The organism is Mycolicibacterium parafortuitum, assembly GCF_010725485.1.
Taxonomy (GTDB): domain Bacteria; phylum Actinomycetota; class Actinomycetes; order Mycobacteriales; family Mycobacteriaceae; genus Mycobacterium.
The window spans coordinates 2,058,409-2,079,833 of the sequence record NZ_AP022598.1 but is presented as its reverse complement, the minus strand read 5'-3'; the positions used below and the strand labels follow the sequence as shown (position 1 = coordinate 2,079,833).

General features: G+C 70.1%; 18 protein-coding genes and 1 tRNA gene. 5 read left to right on the top strand and 14 right to left on the bottom strand.

Annotation, left to right across the window (positions count from 1 at the left end; all coding sequences use genetic code 11):
* Both NTM_RS09875 and NTM_RS09870 read left to right on the top strand, forming a co-directional pair.
* On the top strand, positions 1-1,767 hold the full coding sequence (locus tag NTM_RS09875; protein WP_163766190.1) for a hypothetical protein: 1,767 nt from the start codon (positions 1-3) through the stop codon (positions 1,765-1,767).
* 104 nt (positions 1,768-1,871) lie between these two features.
* Positions 1,872-2,339 carry a CAP domain-containing protein gene (locus NTM_RS09870; RefSeq protein ID WP_104862605.1) on the top strand — a complete coding sequence of 156 codons (468 nt, stop codon included), beginning with the start codon at positions 1,872-1,874 and terminating at the stop codon, positions 2,337-2,339.
* Positions 2,340-3,254: 915 nt separating this feature from the next.
* On the opposite strand, the gene NTM_RS09865 is transcribed toward NTM_RS09870, so the two are convergent.
* The 3 genes from NTM_RS09865 to NTM_RS09855 form a co-directional block, all read right to left on the bottom strand.
* Entirely contained in the window at positions 3,255-4,085 is an 831-nt protein-coding gene (locus NTM_RS09865) for a L,D-transpeptidase (protein ID WP_163766189.1), read from the bottom strand.
* A gap of 531 nt (positions 4,086-4,616) precedes the next feature.
* Positions 4,617-4,692: transfer RNA gene (locus tag NTM_RS09860), tRNA-Thr, on the bottom strand.
* Positions 4,693-4,776: 84 nt separating this feature from the next.
* Positions 4,777-5,985 carry a DNA polymerase III subunit delta' gene (locus NTM_RS09855; RefSeq protein ID WP_104862609.1) on the bottom strand — a complete coding sequence of 403 codons (1,209 nt, stop codon included), beginning with the start codon at positions 5,983-5,985 and terminating at the stop codon, positions 4,777-4,779.
* Positions 5,986-6,067: 82 nt separating this feature from the next.
* Between NTM_RS09855 and NTM_RS09850 the strand changes: the two genes are divergently transcribed.
* Positions 6,068-7,735 (top strand): adenylate/guanylate cyclase domain-containing protein, encoded by a 1,668-nt coding sequence (locus tag NTM_RS09850; RefSeq protein ID WP_232079673.1) that lies wholly within the window; start codon positions 6,068-6,070, stop codon positions 7,733-7,735.
* 28 nt (positions 7,736-7,763) lie between these two features.
* Here NTM_RS09850 and topA read toward each other — a convergent pair whose 3' ends face one another.
* The 3 genes from topA to NTM_RS09835 all read right to left on the bottom strand — a co-directional run bounded on the left by topA (position 7,764) and on the right by NTM_RS09835 (position 11,651).
* Positions 7,764-10,601, bottom strand: a complete 2,838-nt coding sequence (topA, locus tag NTM_RS09845) for a type I DNA topoisomerase (RefSeq protein WP_163766188.1) — start codon at positions 10,599-10,601, stop codon at positions 7,764-7,766.
* Between the two features lie 146 nt (positions 10,602-10,747).
* On the bottom strand, positions 10,748-11,338 hold the full coding sequence (locus NTM_RS09840; protein WP_104862610.1) for a hypothetical protein: 591 nt from the start codon (positions 11,336-11,338) through the stop codon (positions 10,748-10,750).
* Between the two features lie 109 nt (positions 11,339-11,447).
* On the bottom strand, positions 11,448-11,651 hold the full coding sequence (locus NTM_RS09835) for a cold-shock protein (RefSeq protein WP_006243848.1): 204 nt from the start codon (positions 11,649-11,651) through the stop codon (positions 11,448-11,450).
* A gap of 313 nt (positions 11,652-11,964) precedes the next feature.
* On the opposite strand from NTM_RS09835, the gene NTM_RS09830 reads away from it, so the two are divergent.
* Positions 11,965-14,313: a DNA 3'-5' helicase SftH gene (locus tag NTM_RS09830; RefSeq protein ID WP_163766187.1), complete on the top strand. Its 2,349-nt coding sequence runs from the start codon at positions 11,965-11,967 to the stop codon at positions 14,311-14,313.
* Between the two features lie 89 nt (positions 14,314-14,402).
* The gene (locus NTM_RS09825; protein WP_163766186.1) at positions 14,403-15,485 is read left to right on the top strand and encodes a PAS domain-containing protein; all 1,083 of its coding nucleotides are present in this window, start codon (positions 14,403-14,405) and stop codon (positions 15,483-15,485) included.
* Positions 15,486-15,492: 7 nt separating this feature from the next.
* On the opposite strand, the gene NTM_RS09820 is transcribed toward NTM_RS09825, so the two are convergent.
* The 8 genes from NTM_RS09820 to ssd all read right to left on the bottom strand — a co-directional run bounded on the left by NTM_RS09820 (position 15,493) and on the right by ssd (position 21,342).
* Positions 15,493-16,752 carry a serine/threonine-protein kinase gene (locus tag NTM_RS09820; protein ID WP_104862613.1) on the bottom strand — a complete coding sequence of 420 codons (1,260 nt, stop codon included), beginning with the start codon at positions 16,750-16,752 and terminating at the stop codon, positions 15,493-15,495.
* A 66-nt stretch (positions 16,753-16,818) separates the two neighbouring features.
* Positions 16,819-17,130: an Rv3654c family TadE-like protein gene (locus NTM_RS28810; protein ID WP_232079672.1), complete on the bottom strand. Its 312-nt coding sequence runs from the start codon at positions 17,128-17,130 to the stop codon at positions 16,819-16,821.
* Positions 17,131-17,161: 31 nt separating this feature from the next.
* Positions 17,162-17,476, bottom strand: coding sequence for a TadE family type IV pilus minor pilin (locus tag NTM_RS28805; RefSeq protein WP_272955245.1), 315 nt, complete (start codon positions 17,474-17,476; stop codon positions 17,162-17,164).
* Between the two features lie 14 nt (positions 17,477-17,490).
* On the bottom strand, positions 17,491-17,691 hold the full coding sequence (locus tag NTM_RS09810) for a DUF4244 domain-containing protein (protein ID WP_104862615.1): 201 nt from the start codon (positions 17,689-17,691) through the stop codon (positions 17,491-17,493).
* A gap of 24 nt (positions 17,692-17,715) precedes the next feature.
* Positions 17,716-18,288, bottom strand: coding sequence for a type II secretion system F family protein (locus NTM_RS09805; RefSeq protein ID WP_163766184.1), 573 nt, complete (start codon positions 18,286-18,288; stop codon positions 17,716-17,718).
* The gene (locus NTM_RS09800; RefSeq protein WP_104862617.1) at positions 18,285-19,067 is read right to left on the bottom strand and encodes a type II secretion system F family protein; all 783 of its coding nucleotides are present in this window, start codon (positions 19,065-19,067) and stop codon (positions 18,285-18,287) included. Before NTM_RS09800 ends, NTM_RS09805 begins: the two co-directional genes overlap by 4 nt.
* Positions 19,064-20,233: a TadA family conjugal transfer-associated ATPase gene (locus NTM_RS09795; RefSeq protein WP_163766183.1), complete on the bottom strand. Its 1,170-nt coding sequence runs from the start codon at positions 20,231-20,233 to the stop codon at positions 19,064-19,066. Before NTM_RS09795 ends, NTM_RS09800 begins: the two co-directional genes overlap by 4 nt.
* Complete coding sequence (ssd, locus tag NTM_RS09790; RefSeq protein WP_163766182.1) at positions 20,230-21,342, bottom strand: septum site-determining protein Ssd; 1,113 nt, start codon at positions 21,340-21,342, stop codon at positions 20,230-20,232. Before ssd ends, NTM_RS09795 begins: the two co-directional genes overlap by 4 nt.
* Between the last annotated feature and the right edge of the window lie 83 nt (positions 21,343-21,425).

Genomic DNA, 21,425 nt, shown 5'->3' with positions numbered 1-21,425 from the left:
GTGAGATTCACCGTCCCCCGTGTCGCCGCGGCGCTGATCGCCGTGCACCTGGTGGTCCGCGCGGTGCTGGCCTTCGGCGGCTACTTCTATTGGGACGACCTGATTCTCGTCGGCCGAGCCGGTACCCAGCCGCTGCTGTCGCCGGGATATCTGTTCGACGACCACGACGGTCACGTGATGCCCGGGGCATTCCTGGTCGCGGGCGCGATCACCCGGGCGGCGCCGCTGAACTGGATCGGCCCGGCGGTCAGCATGGTGGTGCTGGCGCTCGTCGCGGCGCTGGCTCTGCTTCGCGCGCTGTACGTGATCCTCGGGTGGCGGCCGGTGTTGCTGGTGCCGTTGACTTTTGCGCTGTTCACCCCGCTGGCGGTGCCGTCTTTCGCATGGTGGGCCGCCGCGCTGAACTCGCTGCCGATGCTGGCGGCGATGGCGTGGGTGTGCGCGGAGGCGATCCTGTTGGTGCGCACCGGTGTCATGCGGCACGCCTGGTCCGGGGCGCTGGTGTTCCTCGGCGGGCTGTTGTTCTTCGAGAAGGCGGCCATCATCCCGTTCGTCGCGTTCACGGTCACCGCGCTGTACGGGTATGTCACCGGCACGGCCGGGGTGCGCGAGGTGTGGCAGCGAGGGCGGCGGCTGTGGGTGGCCTCGCTGGCGGTGACGGCCACCTGGATCGGGGTGTACCTGCTCGTCGTCGACCAGCAGCGGTGGAGTTTCGACCTGGCGATGACGTGGGATCTGTTGCGCCGCTCGTTCACCCACGGCATCGTCCCGGGTCTGGTCGGCGGCCCGTGGGACTGGCAGCGGTGGGCGCCGGCGTCGCCGTGGGCCACCCCGCCCGTGGTCGTGATGGTGCTCGGCTGGCTGGCGTTGGGTGCGGTGGTGGCGGTCTCGCTACGGCGCAAGTATCGGCTCGGACCGGTGTGGTTGGCCGCGCTGGGTTATGCGGTGGCCTGCCAGGTGCCGATCTATCTGATGCGCTCGTCACGGTTCACCGCACTGGAGTTGGCGCAGACCCTGCGCTACCTGCCCGATCTGGTGCTGGTGTTGGCGCTGCTGGCCGCCGTCGGGTTGTGCGCCCCGAACCGGCCCGGCTCGGGATGGTTGGATGCATCCCCCCGGCGGACCCTGGTAACAGTCTGCTGCGCAGGGCTATTCGCGATCAGCAGCCTGTACTCGACGGCGACGTTCCTGACCAGCTGGCAGGACAACCCGGCGCAGCCATACCTGCAGAACGCGCGGGCCGCCCTCGCGCAGGCGCATACCGACTCGGATGCGCCGATGCTGGACCAGGAGGTCGACCCGTTGGTGCTGCAGCGGGTCGCGTGGCCGGAGAACCTCGCCTCCCACATGTTCGCGCTGCTGCGTGACCGGCCCGAATTCTCCTCGGCGACGCCGGAACTACGCATGCTCGACTCCGCGGGCCGGCTGACCGACGCGCAGGTGACCTGGGTGCGCAGTATCCGGCCCGGACCCGACGAGCGGTGCGGCTATCTGGTTCAGCCCGACTTCCCGGTGCGGATGCCGTTGGACGGTCCGCTGCTGCCCGCGGACTGGACCGCGGAGATCAACTACCTCGGCAACAGCGAGGGGTCCATCACGCTGTCGCTGTCAGAAGGCGACGAGGTGAAGGTGCCGGTGCACCCCGGCCTCAACCGGGTGTTCGTCCGACTGCCCGGCGCCGGGGACGCGATCACCGTGAGCGCGAACACCGCCGCGCTGTCGGTCTGCGTCGCCGCGGGACCGGTCGGCTTCGTCGCGCCGGCCTAGGCGCTCCTAGAGCGTCGGAGTGCACACAGACCGTGCGCGCGGGTCGGCACAGGACATCATCTCGATTCGGTAACGAAGTTCCGCGGTCCCGCGACGTACAGGTGATGAAGACGAAGTTCGCCGGCGCCTTCGCGATCAGCGCTGTCGTCGTCACGGCGCTCGGCGCAACCGACGGTGTCACGGCCCAGGCCGACGTGGCTACCGGGTTGTACGTCGGTGTCAACCAGCTTCGCCAATCATGCGGACCGATCCGACAGGATGCCCGTCTGGCCGCGGCGGCGCAGCGGCACGCCAACGACATGCTGACGAACAGCAACTTCAGCCACGTGGGCTCGGACGGCTCGTCGCCGAAGGCGCGTATGGCGGATGCGGGCTACCAGGTCGCCGCCTCAGGAGAGATCGTCTTCTGGGCCACCGGGTCCTCTGCGACCGCGGAGGCCGCGCTTGCCTTCTGGATGGGCAGTCCGGGGCACCGGGCGATCATCTTGAACTGCACATTCGCCGCAGCTGGATTCGCTACCGCGTCGAACGGCAATATGACGACTGCCGTCGGCGACTTCGCGACTCCGTAACCCGCGGGGCGATCACAGGCATCTTCCGGAAGCCGAACGCGTTCATATCGAAATCATCTCTTTTCCAACCTGTTTCGACACAGACGGATACCAACTGGGAACGAACGTCACCATTCGGGAACGGTGTATTCCGGACCTGCACTCGTCCCGATAAATTGACGCTGTCGTTCTCCAGCGGCCGGCCTCAGGCTTGGTTCAGCAGAGGTTCTGCTCTACCGCTTCTGAGCAGAACATCATTGTCAAGAAAGAGTTGGTGGTTGATGGCAGTCTTTGATCGACTGGGTATCAGAGTGGCTGCCGTCGGCGCCGGGCTGTGCGGAATCACCATGGGGTTCAGTCCCGCCGTCGCGCACGCGGGCGGGTCCGACTGCTTCCAGACCTCTGCCGGAGAGGTTCCGGCGGCGGCTGCGCCGTGCGCGGCGGTGTCTGAGATGTCCGGGGTCCCGATGGCGCTCCCCGGGCCGATACCACCGCCCATGGCGCCGCCCGTTGTCCCGCCGGTGGTCCCACCGCCCTTGGCGCCGCCACCGATTTCTCCGGCTATCCCGCCGCTGGCGCCGCCACCGGTTGTTCCGCCGCTGGCCCCACCACCAGTGGTACCGCCGGCCGCTGCCGCCGCGGGCGGGCTTCCGGTGGCGACCATGGGCGGTCTCGGCGGCAAGGGCGACCTGAGCGGTCCCGCGCCGATCGGAGCCCCGGTGCCTGGTCAGCCGATCTCACCGGGTCCCACAACCACGAACTGAGGACATCGCCGGTGGCCCGTCCCGCGCGGGGCGGGCCACCACTACGTCTCAGGCACGAGGTTTCGCGGGCATCGCACCTTCCCCACAATGGTTGACCGGACTCGGGTTGTCAGCACCTGGCGATCAGCGCCTCCATGGCGCATCGCAGTTCGACCCGACTGAGGACCGATCCCTACCCGGTCACCGTCTGTGGCACCTCGACACCGTTCTCCCGCACGATGATCGGGTCACCAACGTTGACTGCGTTGAAGTACCACTCGGCGTCTTCGGTACTGAGTCCGATGCAGCCATGGCTACCGTTCTCGTGGCCCATCTGGTTGAGAGCCCACGGAGCCGAATGCACGAAGAGGCCTCGCTTCGTGAACCGCACGGCGTACTCCACGTCCAGCAGGTAGCCGTCGGGAGCATCGACAGGAATACCCACGCTGCTCGAATCCATGGTCACATCACGCTCTTTGGCCAGAACGGAATAGATACCCACGGGCGTGGGGTATTGCGGGCGGCCCATCGAGGCCGGGAACACCCCGCCCTGCCCCCAGTAGGGCCTGTGGTGCGGCGCCGGCAGCTCAGAAGGCGCCTTCCCGTCGACCGTCACGGTGAAGGTGTGGTCAGCGATGTTGGCGACCCCGATGACTGCAGGACCGATCTCGAATGTTCTGGTGGGCAGGTCACCCAGCGTGAGTTTCACCGTGCTGTGCGCGGGCCAGAAACTGTCCGGGACCCAGTGTGCGACATTGGGTTCGACCCATTCGAACGTGCCGGTCATGGCTGGCTCTGAGGTGATGCGCACGGCCTGCTCGGCGGCGTGCCGATCGACCACCGACCCGTCGAAGGTGACGACCACAGGGTGTGCCACGCCCACGACCGCACCCTCCGCGGGCAGCAGCGAGGCGATCGCCAGTTGTGGTGTCCACCTAGCCATTTCGTCGATCTCCAACGGACCGGCAATGACGCCCGCCGTCACTACGCACACAGCGAAGGCACTTCGCACAGCCACGCGCATGGCCTCCGTATCACTCGAGTTCGCAGCATCAGCAGAATTGACGCCGGGGTCTCACCCTAATGCGCGGAAGTCACCCGCACGCCTTCGATTCCATCAAGCGTTCATCACGCTTCGGCAACGCCGGGCGGATGCCCGTAGATGCGAATCGAGAAGCCGGAAGCCGTAATTCGGGCCGAGACCGCGCCGTCGCGGGTCTACCGGATCGACCCACCACCGCTGCACACGCGTGCTCAACGCCGGTATCCGGATCCAGCCCGGCACGCGCAGACCATCTCGACGTGGGGCAGCTGTGCCGGTGTGCAGGCGTTCGCGGTTTTCGGCGCGTCACCGCCCGCGGCAGTCCACCGGACATCCCGCCGGAGGTCGGCGCGCGCAGCGCGCTGATCGTGTCCGAAGGCGACCGGACGGTGCTGTGGTCGACGTCGCTGACGATCGCGCTGTGGATGGATCGCTGCGATGGCCATACCGTCGCCCTTGGTCCGGAACGACGGCGACGCCGGTCACTGATGTCATGACGCGGACGAGAAGTGGTGGAGCCGCCTGGGGGAATCGAACCCCCGACCTATTCATTACGAGTGAATCGCTCTACCGACTGAGCTAAGGCGGCGCTGACGAACAGCGGCATGAGTCTACGATAGGGCCTGCCCGCGACCCAACTTGAGCCCCGGTGCTGCGCTCCTGCCCGCCGAACTCAGCTGCGCAACGCCTGTCCGACCGTGGCGACCATCGCATCGACGGCGAACTTGGGCTTGACGTTGACCGCCAGCGCCTCGCGGCATTCGAGCACCGCCTCGATGCAGCGCAGCAGCTTGTCCGGGGACGCGTGAGCGGCCAGCGCGGCGACCTTGTCGGCCATGTCGGGATGGTTCGCCGCGACGCCGGTCGCGCCCGAGGACACCAGCAGCGCGTCCCGGAAATAGGTGGCGAGGTCGATCAGCGCCCGGTCCATCGCATCGCGCGACGCCCGGGTCTGCCGCGATTTCTGCCGCTTCTCCAGGTCCTTGAGCGCCCCCGCGGCGCCGCGTACCGCCCCCGCGGTGCCCTTGCCCGTCCCACCCGCGCCCAGCGCGGTGCGCAGCTCCTCGGCCTCGGCCTCGTTGCGGTCTCCGGTCAGGGCCTTGGCCTCCGCCTCGGCGGTCGCCACGAGTTCCTCGGCGGCCGCATACGCGCGCGCCGGTGTGGCGGCGTCGCGGGCCAATCCGAGCGCCCGCTTGCGCCGCTCCCTGGCCTGTTCGTCGGTGGCCAGCCTGCGGGCCCGCCCGACGTGGCCGCCGCTGACCGACGCCGCCCATTCGGCCGTCTCCCGGTCCAGCGCGTCGCTGTCGATCAGCACCCGGGCGATCGCATCGGCCGGCGGCGTCACCAACGCGACGTGGCGGCACCGCGAGCGCAGCGTGATCGCGATGTCCTCCGGGTCCACCGACGGGGCGCACAACAGGAACACCGTCGACGGGGGCGGCTCCTCCACGACCTTCAGCAGCGCGTTCGCCGCGCCCTCGGTGAGCCGGTCGGCATCCTCGATCACGACGACCTGCCAGCGGCCGGTGCCCGGGCGCCGGGACGCGATCTGCACGATGGCCCGCATCTCACCGACGCCGATGGACAACCCCTCCGGGATGATGCGGCGCACGTCGGCGTGGGTGCCGGCCATCGCGGTCGTACAGGCCCGGCATTCTCCGCAGCCCGGCGTGCCCTCGGCCGTGCACTGCAGCGCGGCGGCGAAACACAGCGCGGCCACCGACCGTCCCGATCCGGGCGGGCCGGTGATCAGCCACGCGTGCGTCATGGTGCCTGTCACAGCCTCGCTGTGAGAGGAATCACCGCGCGCGGCTCTTGCCGCGGCGATCAGCTCCTTCTCGACTGCGTCCTGGCCCACCAGGCGCGAGAAAACTCCGGCCATCGCCGATAACAGTAGTGCTGCGAACCGACACGTCCGCCCCAGAGGCCCCTTCTGCGTCAGGCCGGCCCGATACGGTAATCGGGTGGCCGCCGAACCGATCGAGATGGGACGCATCAGCGCGTTCGTCCGCTGGGTCGCGCGCACGCCCTGGCCGGTGTTCACGCTGGGCATGCTGCAGGCCGACATCATCGGCGCCCTGCTGGTGCTGGGCTTCCTGCGCTTCGGGCTACCGCCCGAGGACCGCATCCAGCTGCAGGACCTGCCCGCCTACAACCTGGCCATCTTCCTCGGCTACCTGTTCGTCTCGTTCACGGTCGCGTCCTATCTGACGCTGCGCATGCTGATCCCGGTGATGCGCTGGCAGCGCCGGGAGACGCTGCTGGGCGATCGGGACCCCGCCGAGACCGAGGTCGCGCGGATGCGGGCGCTGAAGATGCCGTTCTACCGCTCGCTGATCAGCGCGACGAACTGGCTGCTCGGCTCGGTGGTGTTCATCGTGGCGAGCTGGCCGGTGGCCTCCAAATCGGCCCCGGTGGTGGCCGTGGCGACGGGTCTGGGCGCGACGGCCACCGCGATCATCGGCTACCTGCAATCCGAGCGTGTGCTGCGGCCCGTCGCCGTGGCGGCGCTGCGCGGCGGCGTACCGGAGAACTTCCGGGCGCCCGGGGTGATCCTGCGCCAGGTGCTGACCTGGGTGCTGTCCACGGGCGTGCCGGTGCTGGCCATCGTGCTCGCGCTGGTGGCCAGCAAGTTCGAGGTGCTGACCGCGCCCGCCGACCGGCTGGTCACCACGATCCTGCTGTTGGCGATCGTCGCGCTGGTCATCGGGTTGTCCAGCACCGTACTGGTGGCGATGTCGATCGCCGACCCGTTGCGGCAGCTGCGCTGGGCCCTCGGCGAGGTACAGCGCGGCAACTACAACGCGCACATGCAGATCTACGACGCCAGCGAGCTGGGGCTGCTGCAGGCCGGCTTCAACGACATGGTGCGCGACCTGGCCGAACGACAACGCCTGCGCGATCTGTTCGGCCGGTACGTCGGTGAGGACGTCGCGCGCCGTGCGCTGGAGCGCGGCACCGAGCTCGGCGGCCAGGAACGCGACGTCGCGGTGCTGTTCGTCGACCTGGTCGGTTCCACGCACCTGGCCGCGACCGTGCCGGCCTCCGAGGTCGTCAACCTGCTCAACGAGTTCTTCCGTGTCGTCGTCGACACCGTGAACCGGCACGGCGGATTCGTCAACAAATTCCAGGGCGACGCGGCGCTGGCGATCTTCGGCGCGCCGATCGAACATCCGGACGCGTCCGGCGCGGCGCTGGCGGCGTCGCGAGAACTGCACGACGAGCTGATCCGGGTGCTCGGCGAGACCGAGTTCGGCATCGGCGTCTCCGCGGGCCGGGCCATCGCCGGCCACATCGGCGCGCAGGCGCGCTTCGAATACACGGTGATCGGCGACCCGGTCAACGAGGCGGCCCGGCTGACCGAGCTCGCCAAGCACGAGCCCGGGCACGTGCTGGCGTCCTCGATCGCGGTGTCCGACGCGCTGGACGCCGAGGCACTGTGCTGGAACGTCGGCGAGATCGTCGAACTGCGCGGCCGCACGGCGCCGACACAGCTGGCTCGCCCCGTGAAGCTGGCTTCCCCGGATGAGGCCTACAGCGAGGCGGCCCCGAGCGCCGCTGACGACGCGTCACCGGTGAATGGCGCACCCTGGGCCGGCATTCCCGACCGCGCGTCCACCACACCGGAGTGACCGCGGGCGGGCACTGTTCGCGCTGCGCCTAGGCCTTTTTCGCGGCCTTCTTCGCGGGCGCCTTCTTGGCGGGCGCCTTCTTGGCGGCCTTTTTCACCGTCTTCTTCGCGGCGGCCTTCTTCTTCACCGGACCGCGGGCGCGCCGGTCGGCGAGCAGTTCGGAGGCGCGTTCGTCGGTGATCGACAGCACGTCGTCACCCTTGCGCAGGCTTGCGTTCGTCTCGCCGTCGGTGACGTACGGACCGAACCGGCCGTCCTTGATCACCATCGGCTTCTCCGAGACCGGGTCGACACCCAGTTCGCGCAGCGGCGGCGTCGCGGCGCCTTGGCGGCCACGCCGTTTCGGTTCCGCGTAGATCTTGAGCGCCTCGTCGAGCGTGATGGTGAACATCTGCTCTTCGGTGGCCAGCGACCGGGAGTCGGTGCCGCGCTTGAGGTACGGGCCGTAGCGGCCGTTCTGGGCGGTGATCTCCTCACCGTTCTCGGGATCCACGCCGACCACCCGCGGCAGCGACAGCAGCTTCAGCGCGTCGTCGAGCGTCACCGTCTCCAGATCCATTGTGCGCAACAGTGATCCGGTGCGCGGCTTGGGCCCGGTCGGCTTCTTGCCCTTCTTCGCCGCCACCCCCGCTGTGCCATCGTCGGGATTCCCCGACTCGGGTTCCGGCAGCACCTCGGTCACGTACGGGCCGTACCGGCCGTCCTTGGCGACGATCTCGTGTCCGGTGGCCGGATCGATGCCCAGCGAGCGGCCCTCTTGCGGTGTGGCGAAAAGCTTTTCGGCCAGTTCGAGGGTCAGCTCGTCGGGAGTCAGCTCGTCTTTGAGGTTGGCGCGTTGCGGCTTGAGCTCACCCGGATTATCGGGATCGGCGATCATCCGCTCCAGGTACGGCCCGTTGCGGCCGACCCGGACGTTGACCGCACGACCCTCGGAGTCGTCGAAGAGCTTGATGGAGTTGACTTCTCGGGCGTCGATCTCTTCGAGATTGCCGCCGACGAGCTTCTTCAGACCGCCTTCGCGGGCGATCGAACCCTCGACACCGTGCTCGCCACCGAAGTAGAAGTTGTTGAGCCAGTTGGTACGTCGCTCGTTACCCGCGGCGATCGCGTCGAGTTCGTCTTCCATCGCGGCGGTGAAGTCGTAGTCGACCAGCCGGCCGAAATGCTGCTCGAGCAGTCCGATCACCGCGAACGCGACCCAGGACGGCACCAGCGCGCTGCCCTTCTTGTGGACGTAGCCGCGGTCCTGGATCGTCTTGATGATCGAGCTGTACGTCGACGGCCGGCCGATGCCGAGATCCTCGAGTGCCTTGATCAGCGACGCCTCGGTGTAGCGCGCGGGCGGCGAGGTGGTGTGGCCGTCGGCGGTCAGGTCCTTGGCGTCGACCCGCTGCCCCTGGGTCAGGTTCGGCAACCGGCTCTCGGCGTCGTCGGCCTCACCGCCGGCCTGGTCGTCGAGGCTCTCCACGTAGGCCTTCAGGAAGCCCGGGAACGTGATGGTGCGGCCGGAGGCGTTGAACACCACCTGCTCGCCACCGGCAGCCTGGCCGGCGATCCGCAGGCTCAACGTGGTGCCGCGGGCATCGGCCATCTGCGAGGCCACGGTGCGCTGCCAGATCAGCTCGTAGAGCCGGAACTCGTCGGTGTCGAGCTGGCTGTGCAGCTGGCCCGGCGTCTGGAAGACGTCACCCGCGGGTCGGATGGCCTCGTGGGCCTCCTGCGCGTTCTTGACCTTGCGGGTGTACTGGCGCGGCGTCGGATGCACGTACTCGTCGCCGTAGAGCTGACGGGCCTGGTTACGGGCCGCGTCGATGGCCGACTGCGACAGTGTCGTCGAGTCGGTACGCATGTAGGTGATGTAGCCGTTCTCGTAGAGCCGCTGCGCGATGCTCATCGTGCGCTCTGACGTGAACCGCAGCTTGCGGCCCGCCTCCTGCTGCAGCGTCGAGGTCATGAACGGCGCGTAGGGCCTGCGGGTGTAGGGCTTCTGCTCCACCGACGACACGGCCAGCTGGGCCCCACGAAGGCCCGAGGCCAGCCCGGTCGCCGCCGCCTCGTCGAGCACGAGCACCTCGTCGGGCTTGCGGACCGCCCCGAGGGAGTCGAAATCGCGGCCGGTGGCCACGCGGCGGCCGTCGACCGTGTTCAGCTTCGCGACGAACGTCGGGGGGCTGGCCTGGGCATCGGAGACGCTGGCGTCGAGTTCGGCGGTGACGTCCCAGTACCCGGCGGAGCGGAATGCCATCCGCTCGCGTTCACGCTGGACGATGATGCGGGTCGCGACGGACTGCACGCGGCCGGCCGACAGCTTCGGCGCGACCTTCTTCCACAGCACGGGGCTGACCTCGTAGCCGTAGAGGCGGTCGAGGATGCGGCGGGTCTCCTGCGCGTCGACCAGGTCGTTGTCCAGGTCGCGGGGGTCCTCGGCGGCGGCGCGGATCGCGGGCTCGGTGATCTCGTGGAACACCATCCGCTTGACCGGGATGCGCGGCTTCAGCGTCTCCAGCAGGTGCCAGGCGATGGCCTCACCCTCGCGGTCACCGTCGGTGGCGAGGTAGAGCTCGTCGACGTTCTTGAGCTTGTCCTTCAGATCGGCGACGGTGGCCTTCTTGTCGGGGCTGATGATGTAGAGCGGCTCGAAGTCGGCGTCGACGTTGACCCCGAGGCGCGCCCACGGCTCCGATTTGTACTTCGCGGGCACGTCGGCTGCGGCGCGCGGCAGGTCGCGGATGTGCCCCCTGGAGGACTCGACGATGTAGTTCGACCCCAGGTAACCGGCGATTTTGCGCGCCTTTGTGGGCGACTCGACGATGACGAGTCGCCGCACGGACCCGTTCTTGCCGTTGCCGCGGTCCCCGTCAGCCACGTGACCCATTCACGATCTAGCTCCACCATTCTTTCTGCTGCCCTGCGGTGCATTTATTCACGCGACCCGCCCCGGCAACTGACAATTTGACACCCCGGGCTTGCCGACGCAAACCGTCCCCCTCCCCGCGGACCCTCTCAGAGCAGCTAGATCCGCGGCCAATGCGACAACGCCTCGGCAGCCTCCGGAGGTTCCCCCACGTTCTCTACCAGGCGCGATAGCCGTCGTCGGCCGCTGATCCGCAACGCCGGATGCGATCCCCTGGTGCCGATCAGAGTCGGCGCGATCCCGATTCTCATCATTGCCGATGCGAGCGCGGAATGCGTGTCGGGCGCGTGCGGGTCCAACCCGAGCAGGTAACGGTCGGATTCCGGAGTCCCCGCCGCCAGCGTCCAGGCACGCAGTTCACGGGGACCGGGCAGCCACTGCGGCGGGACCGTCTTGACCGCTCCCCTGGTCCACGACACCGCGATGGGCACCAGCCGGACGTCGGCGTTGGTACGCACCAGCGGGTTGTTCTCATCGGTGCGGACGATTTCGGGCTCCAACCCGGCGTCGGCGATCATCTCCGCCAGCGCGTCGGCCCGCCACCGCTGCTCGACGACCACCGACAGCCGCGCGGCCTGGCCCTGCGGCCCGCTCAGCAACACGGCCTGCCCGGGGCCGGCCAGAATGCCCGTCAGATCGGCGATCGCCGGGGGCACCGACTCCGCAGAAAAGAAGGACAACTGGCTCACACTGTCGACATTAAGCCAGGCCGCGCGGATCGGGGCCGCACGAACAAGGACACCCCCGCGTGTCCGGTGGGACGACGCGGGGGTGTCGATAGGTCTTGGGTGGTTCCGCTCAGACGGCGCGAACGCCGGTGGCCTGCGGGCCCTTGGGGCTCTGGCCGACCTCGAACTCGACCTTCTGGTTCTCTTCCAGGGTGCGGAAGCCGCTTCCCTGGATTTCCGTGTAGTGGACAAAGACGTCAGCGGAGCCGTCCTCGGGAGCGATGAACCCGAAACCCTTTTCCGCGTTGAACCACTTCACAGTTCCCTGTGGCATCTTTCGTACTTTCCTTCTCTGTATTCAACCGGGTGCGGTCCGCCGTCTTTCGGCAGACCGGGCCCGTTCCGACCGCCATACCTTCGTGGAGTGCTCGGAACTCGACCCGACCTACAACCCTCGCAGGAACCGCGATCGCAACGACGTTCCTGCGAGTGCTGACACACGAACACAGAAGCTGCGACCGCGATCAGTCAACCATGAGATCGGCGACTGCGACAGTCTCGCGGGGATCCCGTAGTGAACAATTCACGTAGATGAAGCACGGGGCCGGAGATCAGGTGGCCCCGGTCCTTGACCGGGAGGGTCCCAGGTGAGCGATCCGGCGCCGGATTTCGGCCGCGAGCTGCTCGCATGTGCGGTGGAGGGCACCGCGGCAGACGAGTACCCGCTGCGCCATGTCGCGGACCTGCCGCCCCGCCGCGCCCGAACCCATCCTTTCCCGCTCTGGGCGGACCCAGATGTGGTGCGGGCGTTCCATGATCGGGGTATCGAGGCGCTGTGGTCGCATCAGCTGGCCGCGGCCGAGTTGGCGCGCGACGGCCGCCACGTCGTGCTGAGCACGGGTACCGCGTCGGGCAAGTCACTGGCCTATCAGCTGCCGATCCTGACCGCACTCAAACAGGATCGGCGCGCCCGGGTTCTGTACCTGTCCCCGACGAAAGCACTCGGACACGACCAATTGCGTGCCGCCGCTTCGCTGACCGCCGCCGTGCCGGGTCTCGACGACGTCGCGCCGAGCGCCTACGACGGGGACAGCCCGACCGAGGTGCGCCGCTTCGCACGGGAGCGGTCCCGGTGGATCTTCTCCAACCCGGACATGATCCACCTGTCGATGCTGCGCAACCATGCCCGCTGGGCGGTGTTCCTGCGCAACCTTCGCTATCTGGTGGTGGACGAATGCCACTACTACCGCGGCGTTTTCGGGTCGAACGTGGCGATGGTGCTGCGCAGGCTGTTGCGGCTGTGCGCGCGCTATTCGAGCAGTACGGCCGACTTCTCCGGGCCGACGGTGATCTTCGCCAGCGCCACCACCGCGGAGCCGGCGGTGACGGCCTCGGAGTTGATCGGGCAGACGGTCGCCGAGGTCACCGAGGACGGTTCGCCGCAGGGCGGTCGCACGATCGCGTTGTGGGAGCCGGCGCTGATCCCCGATCTCCGCGGCGAGAACGGGGCTCCGGTACGACGTTCCGCGGGCGCCGAGGCGTCGCGGGTGATGGCCGATCTGATCGCCGAGGGTGCCCGCACGCTGACGTTCGTGCGGTCGCGACGCGGCGCCGAACTCGCCGCGCTCGGCGCGCGGGCCCGATTGGCCGACACCGCACCCGAATTGGCCGAGCTGGTGGCGTCGTACCGGGCCGGCTATCTGGCCGAGGACAGGCGTGAGCTGGAGCGGGCGCTGGCCGACGGCACGCTGCGCGGAATGGCCACCACCAACGCGCTGGAACTCGGTGTGGACATCGCCGGACTCGATGCCGTTGTGCTGGCCGGATTCCCGGGCACGGTCGCATCGTTCTGGCAGCAGGCCGGCCGGGCGGGCCGGCGCGGCCAGGGTGCGCTGATCGTGCTGATCGCCCGTGACGACCCGCTCGACACCTACCTCGTGCATCATCCCGCCGCGCTGCTCGACCGGCCCATCGAGCGCGTCGTCATCGACCCCGCCAACCCGTACGTACTCGGCCCGCAGTTGTTGTGCGCGGCAACGGAGTTACCGCTGACCGAGGCGGAGGTGCGAATGTGGGGGGCCGAATCGGTGGCCGACGACCTGGTCGACGACGGTCTGTTGCGACGCCGCCCGAGCGGCTTCTTCCCGGCGCCCGGCATCGATCCGCATCCGGCCGTGGACATCCGCGGCGCCGCCGGCGGGCAGATCGCGATCCTGGAGGTCGGGACCGGCAGGATGCTCGGCAGCGCGGGTGCGGGGCAGGCGCCGGCCGCGGTCCATCCCGGCGCGGTCTATCTGCATCAGGGTGAGAGTTATGTCGTCGACTCACTCGATTTCGAGGACGGCATCGCGTTCGTGCACGCCGAGGACCCCGGGTACACGACGTTCGCGCGGGAGATCACCGACATCGACGTCACCGGGGACGGGGAACGCCGCAGCCTCGGCGCCGTCACCGTCGGGCTGGTGCCGGTGTCGGTCAGCAACACGGTCACCGGCTACCTGCGCCGGCGACTCGACGGCGAGGTGATCGACTTCGTCGAACTCGACATGCCGACCCGGACACTGGACACGATGGCAGTGATGTGCACGATCACCCCGGAAGCCCTGCTGCACAACGGAATCGATCCGGTGCAGGTGCCGGGGTCGTTGCACGCGGCCGAACACGCCGCAATCGGCTTGCTGCCGTTGCTGGCCAGCTGCGACCGCGGCGACATCGGCGGGGTGTCCACCGCGGTGGGTCCGGTCGACGGGCTGCCCACGATCTTCGTCTACGACGGGTACCCGGGCGGGGCGGGCTTCGCGGCCCGGGGATTTCACACGATGAGTCGCTGGTGGGGCGCCACCGCGTCGGCGATCGAGGCCTGCGAATGCCCGACCGGCTGTCCGTCGTGCGTGCAGTCGCCGAAATGCGGCAACGCCAACGACCCGTTGGACAAACAGGGGGCGGTGCGAGTGTTGCGGTTGGTCATCGACGCGTTGGGCCGCGGACCCCGGTGAGCTCCGGATAACCTGGCCAGAAAGTACCCATTGACCGTGGGTGTCGCGACATTTCCAAATCTCGGGCGGAGCCTCGGTAAGATCGCCGCATGACCCACGACTGGATGCTCGTGGAAACGCTCGGTTCCGAGCCTGTCGTCGTCGCCCATGGCGCCCACACCAAAGACCTCGTTCCGATCGGGACGTTTCTGCGGCGCAACCCCCACCTGATGGCGATCCAGACGGCGATCGCCGAAACCGTACGGGCCGCGACGGGCCTGAGCAGCATCACCCCGAAGAACGACCGGGTGATCCGCACCGAGGTCGTGCAGATGACCGACGGCCGCATTCACGGCGTCCAGCTCTGGCTCGGCACACCCGACGAGACACCGCCCGAACGTCCCCTGGTCGGTCCGCTGCTGTGGGATCTGGCCGCGGGCACCGCGACCGACACCCCGGAATCGCTGCAGATCGGTGGCTGGGATCCGGCCAAGCAGTCCACACACGGCCGCGCGTTCGCCGAAGACCTACCCCGGCGCGACCTGAATCCGAACGAGGCCAAGGTGATCAGCATGGTCATCAGCCCGGAGCCCGGCGTGACGATCTGCAACACCTGGGACGTGACCGACTACCGCGGCGAGGCGATCACGGTCGGTTTCGTGGCTCGGTCCCTGCCGGAGATCCAGGAGGACGGCAGCGAGCGGTTGATCTGCCGGGCGATGAACTGGCGCAGCGTCCGCGAGGGCACCGGCATCCAGCACGACCTGCTGGCGCAGCGGATTCTGGACGGCCTTGCGGTGCCGGGCGTTCACCGGGCGCTGGTCGACCCGAAGCACTGGGCGCTGCTCAAATGGCTCGACGATCCCGCCCCGTTCTTCAACTGGCGCGCAGGCGGATTGCGCGAGGACGTGGTGCATCCGGACGACCTGCACAGGATCGACACGATGGCCGCCGAGTTCGTCTCCGGCGCGACGGCCGGGGTGCTGCGGCTCGCCGGGCACGACGGCGGCTGGGTTCCGGTGCACGTCACGGTGAATCGGGTGTCGTTGGGCAACGGAATCTATGCGGGGCTTGCGTCGCTGCGGCTGCCGACCGAGGCCGAGATCGCGGCCGCCGACTTCGACCAGCCCGCGCCCGCACGCAGGAATTCGCGGAAGCTGTTCTCCTCCAAGGGCACAGAGTCCCGAACCTGACCTGCGTTCAGTTCGGTTTGCCGTTTCCGTGCCCGTTGTTGCCTGGGCCGCCCTTCTTGTCGGGGGGCCCCTTCTTCGGGCCTTCGCGCGGCGCAGGTGGTTCGACGGCGGGCACGACGGCTGCCGGCGCGGTACTGAGCGGCGTCGGTGTCGTCGGCGGTGCGGTGGTGGTGCGCGGCGGCACCGGCGTGCTGGTGCTGACGGTCTCCAGCGGTGCGGGCGACGAGAACGGCTCCAGCGCAAGGGCCAGCGCGGCGACGGCGAATGCGAGCACGGCGGCGACGGCCAGCAGATACTTGCGGGCCCGCGTGGGTGGCGCGGTCGGCGGCGCAGTCGGGTAGCGGGCCGGCGGCGGGAACGGCCCCGAGAACGGCCCCGAGAACGGCTGAGCCATCACTCTCGTCGACGGCGGCTGTGGTGGCCCGGTGAGGACCGTGACCGGCTCGACACCGAGGGCGGCCGGGTCCCCGGCCAGTGCGGCACGCATCTGCGCGGCGCTGCCGAAGCGCAGCCGAGGGTCGCGGCTCATCGCGCGGTCGATGACGGTGCACAGTGCCGGGTCGGCGTCGGTGCCGAGCACCCGCAGCGGCGGCGGCGGGACGTCGAGGATCGCTCGTGCCAGCGCGGCCGGGTTGTCCTGCGGGAAGGCGCGGCGGCCGAGGAGCGCCTCGTAACCCATGACGCCAACGGCGTAGAGATCGTCGGACACCGATGCCGGGGCGCCGGTGACGCGCTGCGGGCTCAGGTAACTCATGGTGCCGACGATGGTTCCGGTGGCGGTGTGGGCGGACCCGCCGCTCTTGGCGATGCCGAAGTCGGCGACCTTGACCGAGTTGCCCTCGGCGCTGAGCAGGATGTTGGCGGGTTTGATGTCGCGGTGCAGGACGCCCGCGGAGTGGGCGACGGCCAGCGCCGCCAGCACCTCGTCGAGCATTCTCCGGACCCGCACGGCAGGAAGCGGTCCCTGCTCGATCAGGTCCGCGAGCGTGCGACCGGGCAGCCGCTCCATCACGATGAACGGGGCGTCCTCGTGCTCACCGAAATCGTGGATCGCGACGATGTTCGGATGCGACAGCCTCGCCGCCGAACGGGCCTCGTCCTCGAACCGGGCCCGCGCTGCCGCATCACCGGACTGGGCGGGATAGAGCAGTTTCACGGCGACGTTGCGGTGCAGCCGGGTATCCCACGCGTCCCGGACCTCGGCCATCCCGCCGCGTCCGAGCAGACCTCGCAGTTCGTAGCGGCCGGCGAGCACCTCGGCGGTCATGCGGCTTGCGTATCCCTCCTTGCGCGTGCGTAAACCCGTGCGGACGGATCACGCCGGCCCCCGACGCTACCCGTCCGGGCCGCTGGGTCCCGCCCGGGCCGAGGCCGACGCCGGCCCGACCCAGTCCCCGCCCAGGGCCACCTCGGCTTCGGTGCGCACCACCACGTCGAGCCCGTCGACGGCGCAGTCCGCCAGCGTGGTGTGCATCGTCAGCGCGAGCCGGCCGGCGGTTCCGCATGCGGCGGCCTGCCCCTCCGGCAACCGGGCCGCGGCCGCCAGCGCGGCCAGGTCGGCCACCGCCTGGGCGCGGTGCCGGGCCACCACCGCGGCGCCCAGCACCGCGCCGCCGGAGGTGACGGCCAGCAGTGCCGCGCACATCGCGGCGGCGACCAGGGTGGCCGACCCTCGGTCATCCGCCGTCAGGCTCCGCGGCGGAGACCGCGTCGGCGCTGATCGCGATTGTCGGCAACAGTCGCGATTGCGCGGTGACCCTGGCGAGGTAGAACGTCCCGTCACGGCGTATCTCGATGCGGGCGCCGGCCGGGGCGATCCGTTCGGCCGTCCGCGCGGCCGATGCGGTGTCACCGCGCGCCGCCAGCCGCGCCGCCTCCCGCGCGGCGTCGATGCAGCGCACCTGCATCGACACCGCGGTGAGACCCCCCAGACAGACCGCCAGCACGGACACCAGCGCCAGCGTCGCGAAAGCCGCCTCGGCGGTGGCGATTCCGGCGTCATCGGCTACGCCTTCGTGTTCAGCGCTCTGGTGATGATGTTGGTCAGCGCACTGACGATCGAATCCCCTGTCACGACGGTGTAGAGGATCGCACCGAACGCCGCCGCGGCGATCGTGCCGATCGCGTACTCGACGGTCGACATGCCGTCGTCGGCGACCGCGAAAACGATCAGCCGCGCCCGGATTTCTCGAAAACGTTGCGTCATCACCTTTTTCTCCTTTGCTCCCTGTCACAGCACTCCCGACTGCAGGACTTCACCGGCCAGCCCCGCGACGACGGGAACGATCCCGAGGCACAGGAACGCCGGGAGGTAACACAGGCCCAGCGGCCCGGCCATCAACACGCCCGCGCGTTCGGCCTTGGCGCTCGCCGCGTCGGCGGCGTCGGCACGCAGCTGCACCGCGAGTTCCTCGACACCGTGCGCCAGCGCCGCCCCCGAAGCCGCCGACCGGCGAGCCATCCGCAGGAAGCTGTCCACATGGCTGTCCACCGGCGCGTCCGGCCTCGCCCACGCCCGAGCCGGATCCGCGCCGAGCGCGAGCAGGTCGGCGGCGCGGCGCAGCAGCGCGGACATCTGCGCCGGAGCCGTCACCGCGACCGCCGCCGCCGCAGTCGAGACCGCCATCCCGGATCTCAGGCACGCGGCGAGCAGGTCGAGGTCGGCGGCCACGGTGAGCGGGTCGTCGGCGTCACCCGCCGGGTACCCCTCGCCGGCCGTGCGGCCATCGCGCCGCCCCCGTGCCCGAGGCCCCACCGGCGCGACGAGCAACGCCGTTGCGAGAAGCAGCGCCGCCCAGGTCATGCCAGCACCTGCGCGGTGATCCGGTCCGACCACAGCAGGCCGGCGCAGACGAACACCGCGCCGAGCATCAGCAGCCACCCACCGGCCCCACCCGAGAGCAGGAACCCCAGCGGCTTCGCACCGATCGCGTGACCGAGCAGCACTCCGACAAGCGGGAGCCCGGCCAGAATCGCGGCGGTCGCGCGCGCCCCGGCCATCCCGGCCTCGACCCGCCCCCGGAATCGTTCGCGTTCGGCGATGTCGCGCTGCGCGGCCTGCATCAGCGTGGCGACGGCCAGTCCGTGGGTCTGGGCGAGATGCCAGCACACGGCCAGCCGGTCCCAGTGATGCGGCGAGGTCGAGCGCCGGCCCACCGCGCGCAGTCCCGCGGCCACATCGGCTCCCAGCAGCGCCCGCGCCGCGACCCCCGTCAGCGAGTCGGCGGTCTGCTCTCGGGCCTCCTGGGCCGCCACCCTGATCGCGGCGACCGGATGGGCGCCCACCCGCAGCTCGCCGACCAGCACGTCCAGCGCGTCCTGCAATGCCGCCGCCTCCGTGACGCGCAGCCGGCGCCGCCGGCCGGCGCGGCGGCGAGCGATCAGCGTCGCGAGCAGTAGGCCCAGTGCCGCCGCGGAAGTCGCGGTGTGCGCGGCGGCGACGGCCGCGCAGACCGCGACCGCGCACAACGTCTCCGGCGGCCGCCGCCGGTTCCGGGCTCGGTGCAGCAGCGGCACCGGCCTTCGCGGACCGGCCGGGGCGCTCAACACCGCCAGCGCGAGCACGAGCGCGGCGACCATCACGGCCGGGCCCTGCTCTCGATCAGCTCCCGCAACGCGTCCGCGCCCACGTCGAAGCCGCTGCTTCGGCGCCAGCACCGCAGCACGCCGACCCGGCCGTCCGGCTCTCGATGCATCAACCCGACTTCCGCCAGCCCGCGCCGGCCCGTCCGGTCTCGGGCGACGTGCAGGACCACCTGGATGGCCGCGGCCAACTGACTGTGCAGCGCGGCGCGGTCCAGTCCACCGAGTGCGGCCAGGGCCTCGAACCGGGCGGGTACCTCGGCGGGATTGTTGGCGTGCACCGTTCCCGCGCCGCCGTCGTGGCCGGTGTTCAACGCGGTCAGCAGGTCCACGACCTCGGCACCGCGCACCTCCCCGATGACGATCCGGTCGGGGCGCATCCGCAAGGCCTGCCGCACCAGATCGCGCACCGTGACCGCACCGGCACCTTCGACGTTGGCGCCGCGTGCGACGAGTTTCACCAGATGCGGGTGCGCGGGCGCGAGCTCGGCGGCGTCCTCGACGCAGACGATGCGCTCGTCGTGGCCGACCTCGGCGAGCAGCCCGGCCAGCAGGGTGGTCTTGCCCGCGCCGGTTCCTCCCGAGACCACGAAGGCCAGCCGCGCGGTGATCACGTCGCGCAGCAGGCCGGCCGCATCGCCGTCGATCGCACCCGCCCGGACGAGTGCGTCGAGATTCTGGTTGGCGGGCCGCAGCACCCGAAGGGACACACAGGTTCCCGCCGCGGCGACCGGCGGCAGCACCGCGTGCAACCGGACGGTGAGCACTCCACCGGGAGAGGACGCACTCAGGTGTCCGTCGACCCACGGCTGGGCCTCGTCGAGACGACGGCCCGCATTGAGCGCCAGCCGCTGCGCGAGCCTGCGCACGGCCGCCTCGTCAGCGAAGCGCACGGTGGTGCGTCGCAAACCGTTTCCGTCGTCCACCCACACCGCGTCGGGCGCCGTGACGAGTACGTCGGTGGTGCCCGGCGCGGCCAGCAGCGGCTCCAGAAGACCGGCCCCGGTGAGTTCGGTCTGCAGTTCCCGCAGACTCGAGAGCACCTGCGCGTCGCCGAGGACTCCCCCGGACTCCGCGCGGATCGCGGCCGCGACCACGCTCGGACGCAGCGGCGCCGTCTCGGCTGCCAGCCGTTCCCGGACCCGGTCGACCAGCGGCGCGTTCACGCCGCCGACTCCGCGGCCCGGTGCAGATGCGGGTTCTGATCGAGGACGGACAGCACCTCGCGGGCGGCCCGGGCCAGCGGCGAGCGCGCCCGGACCCGCAGACCCCCGCGCTCCAGTGCGGCGTCGAGACCCGGCTGCGGCCGCATCGCCGCCAGCACCGGCAGCCCGACGATGCGCGCGACGTCCGCGGGCCGCAGCCCACCCGGCGCCGGGCCGCGCACGACCACCCCGGTGTTCGGGTTGGCCGCGGTCACCCACCGCGCCGTCGCGGCGGCAGCGGCACACGACCGCAAGTCGGCCGGTGTCACCAGCACCACGAGATCGGCTGCCGCCAGCGCGATTTCGGTGGCGGTGTGGGGCCGTCGCGCGACGTCGCACACCACCGCGACCCCGGCCCGACTGCCCGCGTCGATCACCGCGCTCAGCGGGGCGGGGTCGATGTCGCTGCCCGGGCGGTCGCCGGACAACACGCGGCTGCCAGAGAGCACTGTGACGCCGTGCCGTCGCGGCAGCGCGTCCCGCAGCGCCGGATAACCGACCCGGCCGCCTGCCAGCGCGAGGTCGGGCCACCGCAGGCCCGGTTCGGTCTCGCTGCCGAGCACCAGGTCCAGTCCGCCGCCCCACGGATCGCCGTCGACGAGGAAGGATTCGACGGCCAGGGATTCCGCCGCGAACTGGGCCAGCGCCGTCGCGAACACCGACGCGCCACCGCCTCCGCGGCCGGACACCACGCTCACCACCGGCCCCCGCCCCAGATCGTCGTGTCCGGGTCCGGTCGCGTCGGCAAGCACGGCCATCACGTGGTGGTCATCTGTCGGCAACGTCACTATCTGTTGTGCGCCAACGGCGACCGCGGCCTGCCAGTCGTCCGGAGCCGGGACATCCGCGGTGATCAACAGCACCCTGGGCCGGCGCGGCAGCCCACGCTCGACGCAGCGGCGGGCCGCGGTGGTGTCGAGCAGAACCGCGGCGGCGCTGGTCCACACCCGTCGGCTCGACGGCTCGCTGGCCCGTACGATCCGCAGGCCGGCGGCTGCGACGACACGGTCGACCTGGGTGGCGAGGGTCTGGTCGTCGACCAGGGCGAGGATTCCGTCTGCGGACTTCATGTCCTCAGCCTGGGCCGGGACCGGCATCGCCCGGAAGTGTCAGTGCGGCGTTCTGGGGATCAACGCGGATCTGTGGACAGCCG